Here is a 15182-nt window from a genome sequence, read left to right on the forward strand (position 1 = left end):
CGTGCGGAAACCGGCCCGGGAACCGGTCACCGCACGGGTTCCGGCGGCGCGGGGACAGACCGGAAGAGCCGGACAGGGCATGGAAGAACTTGCACACCGGCTGCAAGGGGTGAACGCCCACATTCCGGCACACTTCTCCGGCCACGGTGGGCAGCGCCGGTCCTGCCCGGTACAGTCCCGGTCTGTGACCGCGCGGCTAGCTGACATCGCAGCACAGGCGGGGGTCAGCGAAGCGACCGTCAGCCGTGTCCTCAACGGCAGGCCCGGCGTCGCCGCGGCCACCCGTGACTCCGTCCTGACCGCCCTCGACCTGCTCGGCTACGAGCGGCCCGCCCGGCTGCGGGAGCGCAGCGCGGGCCTCGTCGGGCTGATCACCCCGGAGCTGGAGAACCCGATCTTCCCGGCCTTCGCGCAGGTCATCTGCCAGGCACTCACCCGTCAGGGTTACACCCCCGTCCTCGCCACCCAGACCCCGGGCGGCTCGACCGAGGACGAGCTGACCGAGATGCTGGTCGAACGGGGCGTCTCCGGCATCCTCTTCATCTCCGGGCTGCACGCCGACACCAGCGCCGACATGGAGCGGTACGAGCGACTCCGCGGGCACGGAGTGCCGTTCGTGCTGATCAACGGCTGGTCGCCGCACGTCCGCGCCCCGTTCGTCTCGCCCGACGACCGCGCGGCGGTGCGGCTCGCGCTGACCCATCTCGTCTCGCTCGGCCACCGCAGGATCGGCCTCGCGCTCGGCCCGGCGCGGTTCGTGCCGGTGCTCCGCAAGATCGAGGGCTTCCTCGCCGGGATGGCGGCGGAACTGGGCGTCGGCGAGGAGGAGGCGCGCGGGCTGATCGCGCACTCCCTGTACACGCTGGAGGGCGGCCAGGCCGCGGCGGCGGAGCTGCTCGCGCGCGGCTGCACGGCCGTCGTCTGCGCCAGCGACATGATGGCACTCGGTGCCATCCGGGCGGCGCGGCAGCGCGGCCTCGCGGTGCCCGAGGAGTGCTCGGTCATCGGCTTCGACGACTCGCCGCTGATCGCGTTCACCGACCCGCCGCTCACCACCATCAGGCAGCCCGTCCCCGCGATGGGCCAGGCCGCCGTCCGCGCGCTCCTGGAGGAGATCGGCGGGACCCCGGCGCCGCCGAGCGAGTTCGTCTTCCTGCCGGAGCTGGTCGTACGCGGCTCCACGGCCGCCGCGCCCCCCGCCGCGCGCGCCTGACCGGCGCGCCGCGCCCCTCCCCCGTTCGGCCCCCATCCGCGTGGGGGTGAAGACCGGACGGGAGGATGATCGGGTCGATGAACCCCTCTGGCAGACTGTGTGCCCATGGGGGAGATCAGTGTCAGGCCGAAAGATGACCGGGTGAACGCACCGAAACTGCCCCCACGGCGGGAGGAGGGGACCTCACGTCCCCGGGAACGCCCCCGGCGGCTGGCGGGACTGCGCGTACCCCGGCGGCCGAAACTGTGGTTCGAACTGCTGCTGATCGCCGTCAGCTACGCCGTGTACTCGGCCGTCCGCAACGCCGCCCCCGCCCGCGTCGAGCAGGCGCAGCACCACGCGCACTGGATCTGGGACTTCCAGGGCAGCATCGGCCTCGACTTCGAGCTGGCCGTGAACCACGCCATAGCCGGCGTCACATGGCTCATCGTGCCGATGAACTACTACTACGCCACGCTGCACTTCGTCGTGACCATCGGCGTCCTGGTGTGGCTCTTCCGCCGCCACCCCGGGCGGTACGGCGCGACACGGCTCGTCCTGTTCGCCACCACCGCCGTGGCTCTCGTCGGCTACTACTTCTACCCGCTCGCCCCGCCCCGGCTGATGTCCGGCATGGACTTCATCGACACCTCCAGCGTCCACCACACATGGGGCTCGCTCTCCACCGAGGGCAGCGCCATGTCGGAGGTGTCCAACCAGTTCGCCGCCATGCCGTCCATGCACATCGGCTGGTCCACCTGGTGCGGCATCACCATCGCCGTGCTGGCCAGGCCGCTGTGGGTGAAGGTGCTGGGGGCGCTCTACCCGGTCCTCACGCTGCTGGTGATCGTCGCCACGGCCAACCACTTCTGGATGGACGCCGTGGGCGGCCTCGCCTGCCTGGCGTTCGGCTACCTGGTGTCGTACCTGTGGTTCGGGCGCTGGTGCTACCGCCTGCCGCGCGACGTGGCGGACGACCCGCCCGCGCTGCTGCGCCTGGCGCGCCGGACGGGCCTGACGGGCGACGCCGGGCGGTCCGCCCGGCGCGGCGGCCCCGGCACACCCGACCCGTGAGCCGCGCCCCGCACGCCCCTCTCCGTCCCTACTCCTCGTACTCGTAGAACAGCCGCTCCACCACACCCCGCGCCCTGCGGGTGATGCGGCGGTAGTCGTCCAGCATGCGCCCGGCGGCCCCCGGCTCGTACCCCAGGTAACGGGCCACCGCCGCCGTCTCCCTGCCGTCGCTGGGGAACGAGTCGAGCGGGCGGCCCCTGACCAGCATCACCGCGTTCCGCACCCGCGTGGCCAGCAGCCACGCCTCGTCCAGCACCGCCGCGTCCTCCGCGCCGAGCAGGCCCGCCTCCGTGGCGGCGGCCAGCGCGGGGCGCGTACGAGTGGTGCGCAGGGCGGGCAACGCGGCGCCGTGCCGCATCTGGAGGAGCTGCACGGTCCACTCGATGTCGGACAGGCCGCCGCGCCCCAGCTTGGTGTGCAGCGTCGGGTCGGCGCCGCGCGGGAGCCGTTCGGCCTCCATGCGGGCCTTGAGGCGGCGGATCTCGCGCACCGCGTCCTCGCCCACCCCGTCCTCGGGGTAGCGCAGCGGGTCCACGAGGGCGGTGAACCGCGCGCCCAGGTCCGGGTCGCCCGCGACGGGCTCGGCGCGCAGCAGGGCCTGGCTCTCCCAGACGAGCGACCAGCGGCGGTAGTACGCGGCGTAGCTGGCGAGGGAGCGGACGAGCGGGCCGCTCCTGCCCTCGGGCCGCAGGTCGGTGTCGATGAGCAGGGGTGGGTCGCTGCTCGGCAGCCGCAGGAGGCGCGTCATCTCGGTGACGACGGCGAACGCGTCCCGCCCGGCGCGCTGGTCGCCGTCGCCGTCGCCGTCCGTGCCCAGCGGCTCGTGGACGAAGACCACGTCGGCGTCCGAGCCGTAGCCCAGCTCGTGGCCGCCGAAGCGGCCCATGGCGATGACGGCGAGGCGGCAGGCGGGCCCCTCGGGGCAGACCGCGCTGGTGGCGGCTTCGAGGGCGGCGGTGATCGTGGCGGCGTTGATGTCGGTGAGGGCGGCGCCGACCTCGTCGGGGCCCCGGTCGGCCACGAGGTCGCCCGCCGCCGTACGGAACAGCTCGCGCCGCCGCACGCCGCGCACGGCGGTGACGGCCTGCCCGGCGTCGCCCGCGCGGCGGACGGCGGCCAGGACCTCCTGCGTGAGGGCGGCGCGCCCGCGCGGCGCCAGGCCCTCGGGGTCGCCGAGCAGGGCGACGGCCTCGGGGGCGCGCAGCAGCAGGTCGGAGGCGAAGCGCCCGGCGGACAGGACGCGCGCGAGGTTCTCGGCGGCGGCGCCCTCGTCGCGCAGGAGGCGCAGGTACCAGGGGCTGCTGCCGAGGGCGTCGGAGACCTTGCGGAAGCCGAGGAGCCCGGCGTCCGGGTCGGCCGAGTCGGCGAAGCGGTCGAGGAGTACGGGCAGCAGGGTGCGCTGGATCGCGGCCTTGCGGGTGACCCCGGAGGCGAGGGCCGCGAGGTGCCGCATGGCGGCGGCGGGGTCGGCGTACCCGAGCGCTTCGAGGCGCTCGCGGGCGGCGGACTGGCCGAAGCGCACCGCCTGGCCCGCGTCGAGGCGGGCGACGGCGTCGAGCAGCGGCCGGTAGAACAGCTTCTCGTGCAGCCGGCGGACGGCGGAGGTGTGGCGGCGCCAGGCGGTGGTCAGCTCCTGCACGGGCTCGCCGAGGAAGCCGAGGGAGCGGCCGAGGCGCCGCAGGTCGGCCTCGTCGGTGGGCATCAGGTGGGTGCGGCGCAGGCGGTGGAGCTGGATGTGGTGCTCGACGGTGCGCAGGAAGCGGTAGGAGGCTTCGAGGGACGTGGCGTCCTGGCGGCCGACGTAGCCGCCCGCGTCGAGGGCGGCCAGGGCGTCGAGCGTGGTGGGGCTGCGCAGTTCGGGGTCGGTGCGGCCGTGGACGAGCTGGAGGAGCTGGACGGCGAACTCGACGTCGCGCAGGCCGCCGGGGCCGAGCTTCAGCTCGCGTTCCGCCTGGGCCTTGGGCAGGGAGTCCTCGACGCGGCGACGCATGCGCTGGACGTCGGGGACGAAGTTCTCGCGCTCGGCGGCCTGCCAGACGAGGGGGGCGACGGCGGCGAGGTAGTCGGCGCCGAGGTCCGTGTCGCCCGCGACCGGGCGTGCTTTGAGGAGCGCCTGGAACTCCCAGGTCTTCGCCCAGCGGCGGTAGTACGCGAGGTGGCTGGAGAGGGTGCGGACGAGGGGGCCGTTGCGCCCTTCGGGGCGGAGGTTGGCGTCCACCGGCCAGATGGTGCCCTCGGCGGTGGTGTCGGAGCAGATCCGCATCATGCGGGCGGCGAGGCGGGTCGCGGCCTGGAGGGCGGGGCCGTCCGTGCCCTCGGGGGGCTCGCCGCCGCCGAGGGGCCGGGGCGGTTCCGCGACGAAGACGACGTCCACGTCCGAGACGTAGTTCAGCTCGCGGCCGCCGCACTTGCCCATGCCGATGACGGCGAGGCGGCAGGCGGCGGCGTCCTCCGGGGACTCGTCGGCGGCGAGGCGCAGGGCGGTGCGCAGGGTGGCGGTGGCGAGGTCGGCCAGTTCGGCGGCGGTCTCGGCGAAGCCGCTCGTGCCGGTGAGGTCGCGGGCGGCGATGGTGAGGAGGGCGCGGTGGTAGCGCACGCGCAGCGCGTCGGGGTCGGCGGCCGGGGCGAGGGCGGCCTCGAACTCGGCGGTGCCGGGGTGCAGGTCGGCCCGTTCGAACGCGACGAGGGCCTGCCAGTGGTCGGGATGGCGCGCGAGGTGGTCGCCCAGGCCCTCGGACGCGCCGAGGACGGCGAGCAGCCGGTCGCGCAGCGGTTTGGCGGCGAGGAGGGTGTCGAGGAGCCTGGCCCGGTCGCCGTCCGGCTGCGCCTCCACGAGCCGGAGCAGGGCGCGCAGCGCGAGATCCGGGTCGGCCGTGGCGCCGAGGGCGTCGAGGAGGACGCCCTGCCCGCCGACGGGCCCGAGGGCGGGGTCGTCCAGGAGCCGCGCGGCCGTCCGCACGTCGGTGAATCCCCGGCGCAGCAGCTGGCCCGACCTGCTGTCCCGCCGTCCCTCGACCGGCACGGATGGACCATCTCCTTCCACGGCGACGGCCGTCACGGCCGGTCCGACCTGCGCGGGTCCCGTCGTCGCCGCGCCCGCCCTAGAGGGTACGCCGTCGCCCCCGGCGGGCCGGGGGCGACGGGACGCCCCCCGGCCGCGCGGCTACAGGACCGGGAGGCTCTTGCGCAGTTCGAACGCGGTCACCTCGGAGCGGTACTCCTCCCACTCCTGGCGCTTGTTGCGCAGAAAGAAGTCGAAGACGTGCTCGCCGAGCGTCTCGGCGACCAGTTCGCTGTGCTGCATGAGGTTGATGGCCTCGCCGAGGTTCTGCGGGAGGGGCTCGATGCCCAGCGCCCGCCGCTCGTGGTCGGTGAGCGCCCAGACGTCGTCCTCCGCGCCGGGCGGCAGCTCGTACCCCTCCTCGACGCCCTTGAGCCCGGCGGCGAGCAGCACGGCGTAGGCCAGGTACGGGTTGGCGCCCGAGTCGAGCGAGCGGACCTCGATGCGGGTGGAGCCGGTCTTGCCCGGCTTGTACATCGGGACGCGGATCAGGGCCGAGCGGTTGTTGTGCCCCCAGCAGATGTACGACGGCGCCTCGCCGCCCGCGCCCGCCGTGCGCTGTGTGCCGCCCCAGATGCGCTTGTAGGAGTTGACCCACTGGTTGGTGACGGCGGAGATCTCGCCCGCGTGCCGCAGCAGCCCGGCGATGAACGAGCGGCCGACCTTGGACAGCTGGTACTCGGCGCCGGTCTCGTGGAACGCGTTCCGGTCGCCCTCGAAGAGCGACAGGTGGGTGTGCATGCCGGAGCCCGGGTACTCGGAGAACGGCTTCGGCATGAACGTGGCCTGCACGCCCTGTTCGAGCGCGACCTGCTTCATGACCAGGCGGAACGTCATGATGTTGTCCGCCGTCGAGAGCGCGTCGGCGTAGCGCAGGTCGATCTCCTGCTGTCCTGGCGCGCCCTCGTGGTGGGAGAACTCGACCGAGATGCCCATGGATTCGAGCATGGTGATCGCCTGGCGGCGGAAGTCCATGCCGATGTTCTGCGGGGTGTGGTCGAAGTAGCCGGACGTGTCGGCGGGGGTGGGGCGCGTGCCGTCCACGGGCCGGTCGTTCAGCAGGAAGAACTCGATCTCGGGGTGGGTGTAGAACGTGAAGCCGAGGTCGGAGCTCTTGGCCAGCGCGCGCTTGAGCACGTAGCGCGGGTCGGCGTAGGAGGGCGAGCCGTCCGGCATCAGGATGTCGCAGAACATGCGCGCGGTGCCCGGCGATTCGGCGCGCCAGGGCAGGATCTGGAACGTGCTGGGCGCGGGCTTGGCGATCATGTCGGACTCGTGCACGCGCGCGAAGCCCTCGATGGCCGAGCCGTCGAAGCCGATCCCCTCGTCGAAGGCCTGCTCCAGCTCGGCGGGGGCGACCGCGACGCTTTTCAGGAAGCCCAGCACATCGGTGAACCACAGGCGCACGAAACGGATGTCCCGCTCCTCAAGCGTTCGGAGCACGAACTCCTGCTGCTTCTCCATTTCCACACCCATCCTCGCTGGTCAAGACGGCTCTGTCCCCCCGTCGCGGGGCACTCGGGGCTCCTGAGCATCCCATCACAGGATTTCCGCGGCGTTGCACATGCGCGACCGCCGGACCTCGCACCCGCTCCCATTATTAATCTTTGGCCATCGAATGACCGGCCGCGGCCGGTCGCCGCGGCGTCCCCCTCGCACACGCCGATGGGCCCATTCGGGGGACCTTTCCGCAACTGCCTGCGGCACGGGCCGCGATACCTCTACTGTCCCTGCCACGTAGCGAGTTGCCCTCACTACGGTCAGTCGCGAGGTATGAGGGATGTCCATGCTGCACGCCGGTTCGTCACAGCGCGTCCGTCGCCGCGCGCCCGCCACGGGACGGTGGCTGCTGCCGCCCGCGGTGCTCGCGCTCGGGGTGGCCGTGGCGGCGTTCCTCGTGCCGGACGGCACCCGCGCGTCCCTGCTGTGGTGCGGCGCCGCCGCCACGCTCGCGGCCGCCCTGACCTCGGGCGAGACGATCCGCCGCGGCCTGCGCGTCGCGCTGCTGGAGGAGCGCGTCGAGCGGCAGATCGCGGACACCGACGTGCTCGCGTACCAGGACCTCCCCGTCGCCCTGCGCAAGCTCACGGCCGGGCGCCTGGAGGACGACCTGATGCCGCCGCCCGACCCCGGCAGCGTCTCCGACCCGCGCCTGACCGCCGCTCACCGCGCGATGTTCCGCGCCATGCTCGACGTGCTGCGCGAGAAGGAGTACCAGCGGGACTCCGGCAAACGCGCCATCGTCAACATCGCGCACCGCATCCAGACGGAGATCCACCGCCTCCAGGGCGAGATCCGCACCATGGAGTTCCGCCACGACACCCCGGAGATGCTCGGCGACCTGATGCGCCTCGAACACGGCATCAACGTGGCGGGCCGCTTCGCCACCTCCCTGTCCGTGCTCGGCGGCGGGCGCCCGATCAGGCGGTGGGAGGAGCCGATCACCCTGTTCGACATCATGCGCGCGGGCAGCGGCCCCATCGTCGAGTACCGCCGCGTGGAGCAGCACCGCGTCATCGAGGTCGCCGTCCCCGGGCACGCCGCCGAGTCGCTGATCATGCTCATCGCCGAACTGCTGGACAACGCGACGCGCTACTCGCCGCCCGGCAGCAGCGTCGTCATGAACAGCGAGGAGGTCGCCCTCGGCATCGAGATCTCCATCGAGGACAAGGGCACCGGGCTCACCGCCGAGTCGCGCAGGCGCGCGGAGTTCCTGCTCCACCAGGGCGTGGACGGCGTGGACCTCACCGACCTCGGCGAGACCGCCCGGATCGGCCTGCGCGTCGCGGGCATCCTCGCCGGGCACTACGGTGTGCGGATCTCGCTGCGCCCCTCCACCTGCGGCGGGGTGCGCTCGGTCGTGTTCCTGCCGGACGAGCTGATCGTCCCCGTCCCGCCGTCGCCGTACGACTCGCCGCCCGGTCCCCCGCAGTCGTCCCCCGCCTGGCCGGGACCGCGCCTCCCTCCCGTCGTCACCGTCGCGGCCACCGGGGCGGACGAGGACGCGCCGGAGTACGAGCTGGGCGCGAACGGGCTGCCGCAGCGCGGGAAGCGCAAGCGGCAGACCGAGATCGTGCCGTCCCGCTGGTCCCGGCCCGCCGCGGACGCGGGCGGCGCGCCGCAGCGGGACCGCCCCGGCGGGACGGCGCCCGGCAGGCCGCCGTCCCGGCCCGCCCAGGCCCCCGGCGGCAACGACACCCGCGCGGCGGCGGACCGCGGCCCCGGTCTGTGGGTGGACGCCTTCTTCGCCGGACTGCGCGCCCCGGAGGACGAGGCGCACCCGGGCGCCCCGGGGCCGGGGGCGTGACCAGGACAGCAAGCAGCGCAGCGCAGCCAGGCAGGTCGGATCGGTGAGGGTGAGACGCACGTGACACAGCGACGGTTCAAGGACATGGACTGGATGCTCAGGGACCTGGCCGCCACGGTCCCCGGCATCCAGCACATCGTGGTCCTGTCGGCGGACGGGCTCTGCATGGCCCAGCACGGCGACGAACGGGACAGCGGCGAACGGCTGGCCGCCGCCGCGTCCGGCATCAAGAGCCTGGCCCGCTCCATCGCCCGCGAACTGCCCGGTGCCGACGAGGAACTGCGCCTGGTCCTGCTCGAACTCGCGGGCGGCTACTTCTACCTCATGTCGGCGGGCGAGCGGTCCTACCTCGCCGTCACCGCCGAACGCACCGTCGATCCGGGGATGGTCAGCCGGGGCATGCGCGACCTGGTCCTGCGCATCGGCGAGCACCTGTCCAGCGGTCCCAGGACCCCCGAGCGGACCGGCCGGTGACACAGCAGGACGGGCCGGGCGGCGGGCGGCCCGTTCCCCTGTACGTCGTCACCGGCGGATGCGGCACGGCGCCCCGGGGGCGCGACCCGCTCGCCCTCGACCTGGTGACGCTCGTCGTCACCAGGACGTCGCCCGTCCCGTCCGGCATGGCACCGGAGGCCGGCGCGCTGCTGCGGGCCTGCCGGTACCCGCTGTCCGCCGCCGAGATCTCCGCGTACCTGGGCCTGCCGTTCGGCGTGCTGACGGTCCTGCTCACCGCGCTGGAGGCCGACGGGCACGTCGAGCTGCGGCAGACGCGCGACGGCCGCCAGGACACCGCCGACACCGACACCGACACCCTGAAGGCGCTGATCGATGGTCTCCAACGGCTCTGAGCACGCCGCGCCGCCCGGCCCCCGCGCGGAGCCGGGCCCCCGCGACCAGGACCTGCTCCCGGCGTCGGCGGAGCGGTCGGTGAAGATCGCGGTCGTCGGCGGCTTCGGCGCGGGGAAGACGACGCTCGTCGGCTCGGTCAGCGAGATCAGGCCGCTGACGACCGAGGAGACCATGACCCGCGACAGCGTCGGCGTGGACGACCTGGCCGGGGTCGCGGACAAGACGGAGACGACCGTCGCGATGGACTTCGGCCGCATCACGATCGACGCGCGGCTGGTGCTCTACCTGTTCGGGACGCCGGGCCAGCAGCGGTTCTGGTTCCTGTGGAACGGCATCCTGGAGGGCGCGCTCGGCGCCGTCGTGCTCGTGGACAGCCGTCGGCTGGCCGACTGCTTCCCGTCGATGGACCGGCTGGAGGAGGACGGCATCCCCTTCGTCGTGGCCGTCAACGTCTTCCCCGACTCGGCCCCGCACCCGCCGGAGGAGCTGCGTGCCGCGCTCGACCTGCCGGGGCACGTACCGCTGATCGCCTGTGACGCGCGGCGGCGCGCGTCGGGCCGGGACGTCCTGCTGACGCTGCTGCGCCACCTCTACGACTCCGCCACCACCGTTCCCGTTCCGGACCATCCATCGCCGGACCACCCATCGGAGGCACCGTGACCGCGTCCCTGCCCGACTCGTTCCCGCCCGGCTCGTCGCTGAACGGCTCGCCCCTCGACCGCCCGCCCGCCGGCTGCCCCGCCCACGCGACCGGTCCCGACGGCTTGCAGCGGCTGTACGGGCCCGCCGCCTCCGAGGACCCGGCGGGGCTGTACGAGCGGCTGCGCCGCGACCACGGGCCGGTGGTGCCCGTCCTGCTGGAGGGCGACGTCCCGGCGTGGCTGGTGATCGGCTACAACGAGGTCCTCGAAGTCGCCCGCAGCCCGCGCCGCTTCAGCCGCGACGGCCGCAACTGGGCCGCCTGGCAGGAGGGCCACGTCGGCAACGGCTCGCCCATCGCGCCCGTGCTGCTGTGGGGCCCCGACTGCACGCACCAGGACGGCGCGGTCCACGAGCGGCTGCGCAGCGCGGTCAACGAGAGCCTGGACCGCTTCGACCGCCGCGGGCTGCGCCGCCACGTGCAGCGGTACGCGCACGGGCTGATCGACCGGTTCGCGGCGGACGGGCGGGCCGAGGTGCTGTCGCAGTACGCGCAGCAGCTGCCGATGCTGGCGCTCACGACGGTGCTCGGGCTGCCGGACGAGGAGGGCCCGCGGCTGGTGGAGGCGAGCCGCCAGCTGCTGATCGGCACGGAGAAGGCGGTCACGGCGGACGCGTACATCCAGGACGCGCTGCGGGCGCTCGTCGCGCGCAAGCACGAGGACCCGGGGCACGACCTGGCGTCCTGGCTGGTGGGGCACCCGGCCGACCTGTCGGACGAGGAGGTCGTCCACCACCTGCGGCTCGTCCTGGTCGCGGGCAACGAGACGACGACCAACCTGATCGTCAACACGCTGCGGGTCGTGCTGACGCACCCGAAGTTCCGCGGCTCGCTGCACGGCGGGCGGATGACGCTCCCGGCCGCCGTCGAGCAGGTGCTGTGGGACGAGCCGCCGATCGCCGTGTGCCCCGGCGGGTTCGCGACGCTGGACGTCGAGCTGGGCGGGCGGCCGATCGCGAAGGGCGACGTGTTACTCCTGGGTCTCGCGGCGGCCAACGCCGACCCGGCCGTACGCCCCACGCCGGGGGCGCCGATGAACGGCAACCGGTCGCACCTCGCGTTCACCAGCGGCCCGCACGAGTGCCCGGGGCAGGACATCGGGCGCGCCATCACGCAGACGGCGATCGAGGTGCTGCTGGCGCGGCTGCCCGACCTGGGGCTGACGGTCGAGCCCGAGGGGCTGAGCTGGACGGCGTCCACGTGGTCGCGGCATCTGGACGCGCTGCCCGTGCGGTTCGGGCCGCGCCCGCCCGAGCGGGAGGCCGACGCGGACGCCGGAGCCGGCGCGGCGGCGGGCGGCACGGCGGGCGGGCCGGGCGCGTGCCCCGACGGTGGTGGCGGCGCGGCCGGTGAGGGCGGCCGGGTCAGGCGCCGCGTGCCGGACCAGGGAACGGCGGCGCCGCGGGCGCGGCGGGGGCTGCGCGCCCTGCTGCGACGGCACTGAGCGCGTCGGCGGCCGGGCCGACGCCCGCGCCGCCGTCCCCGCCCGCGTACCGCGCGGTGACGGAGCCCCAGCGCTGGTTGCCCGCCATCCAGGCGCGCAGCCCGTCGAGGTAACGGGCGAGGGCGGCGCGGCCGTGCGCGTCGAGCCGCCACTGCCCGGCCGCCATGCTCGGCAGGCGGGCGGCCAGCGTCATGAACAGCTCGACACGGTCGCGGACCAGCCCGATCACGTCGTCAAGGGCGCGGGTGCGGGTGCAGTCGCGGGTGCGCTGCCTGATGAGGACGAGGTTGTGCGGGTCGCCCTGCTCCTCCTCCCGTTCGAGGGAGTGCACGTCGTTGCAGAGGAAGACGACATCGCCCGCGCAGCGCGTGAGGAGCTGCACCTCGCGGCTCCAGTACGCGGTGGCGGGGACTTCGAAGTGCCCGGCGCGTTCGATGAGGTCGAAGCACGGCGCGGTGCCGACGGCGTGCCGGCGCAGCGCGATGTAGGCGTTCTCGCCGAGGGGGATGCCGCGCGCCCTGTTGAGGGTCTCCTGCACGTAGGAGCGGAAGAAACGCGCCAGGTTGCCCGCCGCGCGCTTGCGCCACCCGGCGGACATTCCGGCGGCGCTGCGGTGCCACACGTCGGCGTAGGCGCGGGCGACGGGCGCGTCGAGCGCGGGAGGTGTGCCCGGCGGCTGGTACGGGATGACGGCGAGGCCGGTGGCGAATCCGGCCGCCGCCTCGGGGTCGCGGCCGAGCGGCCCGTCGAACTGGTCGTCCAGCGGGAAGCCGAGGCACACGGCGTCCGTGACCAGGTCGAGGTCGTCCGGGGCCGCGTCCGGGTAGGCGTAGGAGGCGAGGTCGGTGAGCCGCCAGTCGCGGTAGCGGTCGAGGGCGGCCTCGCCGGCGACGAGGCCGTGGGCGCGGACCCAGTCCACGTGGTGCTCGCGCGCCCGGTCGGCGCCGGGGTTGCGGTGGACGGGAAAGGGCAGGAAGAAACCGACTGTCTGCGGCATGGCGTGGCTCCCCTTCTCCACCGGACCCGCTTCGGTGGGCAGCTTGTGTTGTGGACAGGGCCGTTGACCGCGCCGTCGACCTCGCCGCCGACCGCGCCGCCGGACGCCCGGCCGGCACGGCGGAGCGGGGTAGCTCTGCCCTCGGGCGCGGGTCCGCAATCCGGCGGCGGCGATCCTGGCCGAATGCCGTAACGCCGGACGGGGGCGGCCGGTTACGGCCGCCACTCCCCCGGGTGCCGCGCGGGGTGACACACGCGGCCGGAGCGGCACCGGCGGTGACGCCGCGCGTTCGCGGTCGCACGGGCCGTCCGCGGCGGCCGGGCCGGAAATCGCCGCGCACGGACGGCCCGCCCATCGCGTCACTCGGACGATTACACTCGGGCGCGTGCCTCAGCTACGACTTGCTCTCCATCAGATCGACTCCACCGTCGGCGATCTGTCCGGCAACGCGGACACCGTCGTCGAACGGACCCGGTACGGCGTGGAGCGCGGCGCGCACCTGGTCGCGTTCCCGGAGATGATGCTGACCGGCTATCCGGTCGAGGACCTGGCGCTGCGCACCTCGTTCGTCGAGGCGAGCCGCACGGCGCTGCGCGACCTGGCGGCCAGGCTGCGGGACGAGGGCCTGGGCGAGGTGCCCGTGGTGCTCGGCTACCTGGACCGGTCGGAGCGTGTGCGCGAGCGCGCGGGCCAGCCCGCGGGGGCGCCGCAGAACGCGGCCGCGGTCCTGTACCGGGGCGAGGTGGCGCTGTCGTTCGCCAAGCACCACCTGCCGAACTACGGGGTCTTCGACGAGTTCCGCTACTTCGTGCCGGGCGACACCATGCCGGTGGTGCGGGTGCGCGGCGTGGACGTGGCGCTGGCCATCTGCGAGGACCTGTGGCAGGACGGCGGCCGGGTCCCGGCGGCCCGCGCGGCGGGCGCGGGCCTGCTGCTGGCCGTCAACGCGTCGCCGTACGAGGTGCACAAGGACGACACGCGTCTGGACCTGGTGCGCAAGCGGGCCGCGGAGGCGGGATGCGCGCTGGCGTACCTGGCGATGTCCGGCGGACAGGACGAGCTGGTCTTCGACGGCGACTCGATCGTGGTGGACAGGAACGGCGAGGTGGTGGCGCGCGGGCCGCAGTTCGCGGAGGAGTCGCTGCTCCTCGACCTGGACCTCCCGGCGGCGGACGGCGCGCCCGCGTCGGGGCTGACGCACGACGGGCTGCGGATCGAGCACCTGACGCTGTCGGCGGAGCCCGTGCCCGCGTACGAGCCGGCGTACCCGGGCGGCCGGGCCGAACCGCTGGACGACGCGGAGGAGATGTACCGCGCGCTCGTCACGGGGCTGGCGGCGTACGTGCGGAAGAACGGCTTCCGGTCGGTGCTGATCGGCCTGTCCGGCGGCATCGACTCGGCGCTGGTCGCCGCCATCGCGTGCGACGCGGTCGGAGCGGAGAACGTGTACGGGCTCGCGATGCCGTCCCGCTACTCGTCGGAGCACTCGCTCGGCGACGCGGGCGAGCTGGCGCGCCGCACGGGGCTGAACCTGCGGACCGTCCCCATCGGACCGATGTTCGACGCGTACATGGCGTCGGTGGAGCTGACGGGCCTCGCGGAGGAGAACCTCCAGTCGCGGCTGCGCGGCACGCTGCTGATGGCCGTCTCGAACCAGGAGGGCCACCTCGTCCTCGCGCCGGGCAACAAGAGCGAGCTGGCCGTGGGCTACTCGACGCTGTACGGCGACTCGGTGGGCGCGTACGGGCCGATCAAGGACCTGTACAAGACGGGCGTCTACCAGCTGGCCCGCTGGCGGAACGCGGCGGCGGCCGCGCGCGGCGAGACCCCGCCGATCCCGGAGAACTCCATCAGCAAGGCGCCGAGCGCCGAGCTGAGCCCCGGGCAGGTGGACTCGGACTCGCTGCCGGACTACGACACGCTGGACCGCGTGCTGGAGCTGTACGTGGACCGCGACCAGGGCCGCGAGCAGATCATCGCGGCCGGGTTCGACCCGGAGCTGGTGACGCGGGTGCTGCGGCTGGTGGACACGGCCGAGTACAAGCGGCGGCAGTACCCGCCGGGGACGAAGATCTCCCCGAAGGGCTTCGGCAAGGACCGCCGCCTCCCCATCACCAACCGCTGGCGCGAGGACGGCCGCCCGAACTGAGGAGAAGCGGCCACGGCTCACCGTGGCCGGCGAGCAGGCGGAAGCCGTCACCCCACGCACGGCACCACAGCTCCCCCGTGGCCGCTGGAGCCGACAAAGGTAAAGCCAAGCAAAATCAAGCACACCCGCCGATAAACCCGCAGGTCACTCACTCTCCTCCCCGCACACGCGGGGGTGTCTCCGCGGCACCGGCCTCGGTGGCGCCCGAGAGGAACTCCTCCCCGCACACGCGGGGGTGTCTCCGCACGCCGCGAGTACCTGATGCGCGCGGAATACTCCTCCCCGCACACGCGGGGGTGTCTCCCCACGGCCGTTCCTGTGCCCAGCGGCGCAGGCGGCAGCGCGTAGCTGCCGGAGCGGCGTCCCTGCCGGTCGGCCCGTCCAAGCCACGGCGGGCCGCCGACCTGCG

11 protein-coding genes are annotated in these 15182 nt (G+C 74.1%); 8 read left to right on the forward strand and 3 right to left on the reverse strand.

The window, feature by feature from the left end; genetic code table 11:
- The first annotated feature begins 184 nt into the window (after positions 1-184).
- Together ACL02R_RS03260 and ACL02R_RS03265 are read left to right on the forward strand one after the other, a co-directional pair.
- Positions 185-1213 (forward strand): LacI family DNA-binding transcriptional regulator, encoded by a 1029-nt coding sequence (locus ACL02R_RS03260; protein ID WP_412795297.1) that lies wholly within the window; start codon positions 185-187, stop codon positions 1211-1213.
- A gap of 105 nt (positions 1214-1318) precedes the next feature.
- Positions 1319-2266, forward strand: a complete 948-nt coding sequence (locus ACL02R_RS03265) for a phosphatase PAP2 family protein (protein ID WP_412795298.1) — start codon at positions 1319-1321, stop codon at positions 2264-2266.
- Positions 2267-2294: 28 nt separating this feature from the next.
- Here the strand turns inward: ACL02R_RS03265 and ACL02R_RS03270 are convergent, their stop codons facing one another.
- Together ACL02R_RS03270 and glnA are read right to left on the reverse strand one after the other, a co-directional pair.
- The gene (locus ACL02R_RS03270) at positions 2295-5288 is read right to left on the reverse strand and encodes a bifunctional [glutamine synthetase] adenylyltransferase/[glutamine synthetase]-adenylyl-L-tyrosine phosphorylase (RefSeq protein WP_412795299.1); all 2994 of its coding nucleotides are present in this window, start codon (positions 5286-5288) and stop codon (positions 2295-2297) included.
- A gap of 141 nt (positions 5289-5429) precedes the next feature.
- Entirely contained in the window at positions 5430-6791 is a 1362-nt protein-coding gene (glnA, locus tag ACL02R_RS03275) for a type I glutamate--ammonia ligase (RefSeq protein ID WP_412795300.1), read from the reverse strand.
- A 316-nt stretch (positions 6792-7107) separates the two neighbouring features.
- Here glnA and ACL02R_RS03280 point away from each other — a divergent pair, with 316 nt between their 5' ends.
- Genes ACL02R_RS03280 through ACL02R_RS03300 form a run of 5 tightly spaced genes read left to right on the forward strand, consistent with a single transcriptional unit; the run spans position 7108 to position 11627 of the window.
- The gene (locus ACL02R_RS03280; RefSeq protein ID WP_412795301.1) at positions 7108-8634 is read left to right on the forward strand and encodes an ATP-binding protein; all 1527 of its coding nucleotides are present in this window, start codon (positions 7108-7110) and stop codon (positions 8632-8634) included.
- Between the two features lie 60 nt (positions 8635-8694).
- A complete protein-coding gene (locus ACL02R_RS03285) occupies positions 8695-9108 on the forward strand; it encodes a roadblock/LC7 domain-containing protein (protein WP_362963510.1) in 414 nt (137 codons plus the stop codon).
- On the forward strand, positions 9105-9482 hold the full coding sequence (locus ACL02R_RS03290; protein WP_412795302.1) for a DUF742 domain-containing protein: 378 nt from the start codon (positions 9105-9107) through the stop codon (positions 9480-9482). Before ACL02R_RS03285 ends, ACL02R_RS03290 begins: the two co-directional genes overlap by 4 nt.
- Positions 9463-10143 carry a GTP-binding protein gene (locus tag ACL02R_RS03295; RefSeq protein ID WP_412795303.1) on the forward strand — a complete coding sequence of 227 codons (681 nt, stop codon included), beginning with the start codon at positions 9463-9465 and terminating at the stop codon, positions 10141-10143. Before ACL02R_RS03290 ends, ACL02R_RS03295 begins: the two co-directional genes overlap by 20 nt.
- Complete coding sequence (locus tag ACL02R_RS03300; RefSeq protein ID WP_412795304.1) at positions 10140-11627, forward strand: cytochrome P450; 1488 nt, start codon at positions 10140-10142, stop codon at positions 11625-11627. The genes ACL02R_RS03295 and ACL02R_RS03300 overlap by 4 nt, the downstream gene beginning before the upstream one ends.
- Here ACL02R_RS03300 and ACL02R_RS03305 read toward each other — a convergent pair.
- The gene (locus tag ACL02R_RS03305; protein WP_412795305.1) at positions 11548-12624 is read right to left on the reverse strand and encodes a terpene synthase family protein; all 1077 of its coding nucleotides are present in this window, start codon (positions 12622-12624) and stop codon (positions 11548-11550) included. The genes ACL02R_RS03300 and ACL02R_RS03305 overlap by 80 nt on opposite strands.
- Positions 12625-13009: 385 nt before the next feature.
- On the opposite strand from ACL02R_RS03305, the gene ACL02R_RS03310 reads away from it, so the two are divergent.
- Positions 13010-14773, forward strand: a complete 1764-nt coding sequence (locus ACL02R_RS03310) for an NAD+ synthase (RefSeq protein WP_412795306.1) — start codon at positions 13010-13012, stop codon at positions 14771-14773.
- Positions 14774-15182: the final 409 nt, after the last annotated feature.

The organism is Streptomyces sp. MS19, assembly GCF_047200595.1.
GTDB lineage: Bacteria > Actinomycetota > Actinomycetes > Streptomycetales > Streptomycetaceae > Streptomyces.

What these genes read in the sequence shown, in the direction of transcription:
- ACL02R_RS03265 (WP_412795298.1), top strand. Translation starts at nt 1,319, where the DNA reads ATGGGGGAGATCAGTGTCAGGCCGAAAGATGACCGGGTGAACGCACCG.
- glnA (WP_412795300.1), bottom strand. Translation starts at nt 6,791, where the DNA reads ATGGAGAAGCAGCAGGAGTTCGTGCTCCGAACGCTTGAGGAGCGGGAC.
- ACL02R_RS03280 (WP_412795301.1), top strand. Translation starts at nt 7,108, where the DNA reads ATGTCCATGCTGCACGCCGGTTCGTCACAGCGCGTCCGTCGCCGCGCG.
- ACL02R_RS03295 (WP_412795303.1), top strand. Translation starts at nt 9,463, where the DNA reads ATGGTCTCCAACGGCTCTGAGCACGCCGCGCCGCCCGGCCCCCGCGCG.
- ACL02R_RS03305 (WP_412795305.1), bottom strand. Translation starts at nt 12,624, where the DNA reads ATGCCGCAGACAGTCGGTTTCTTCCTGCCCTTTCCCGTCCACCGCAAC.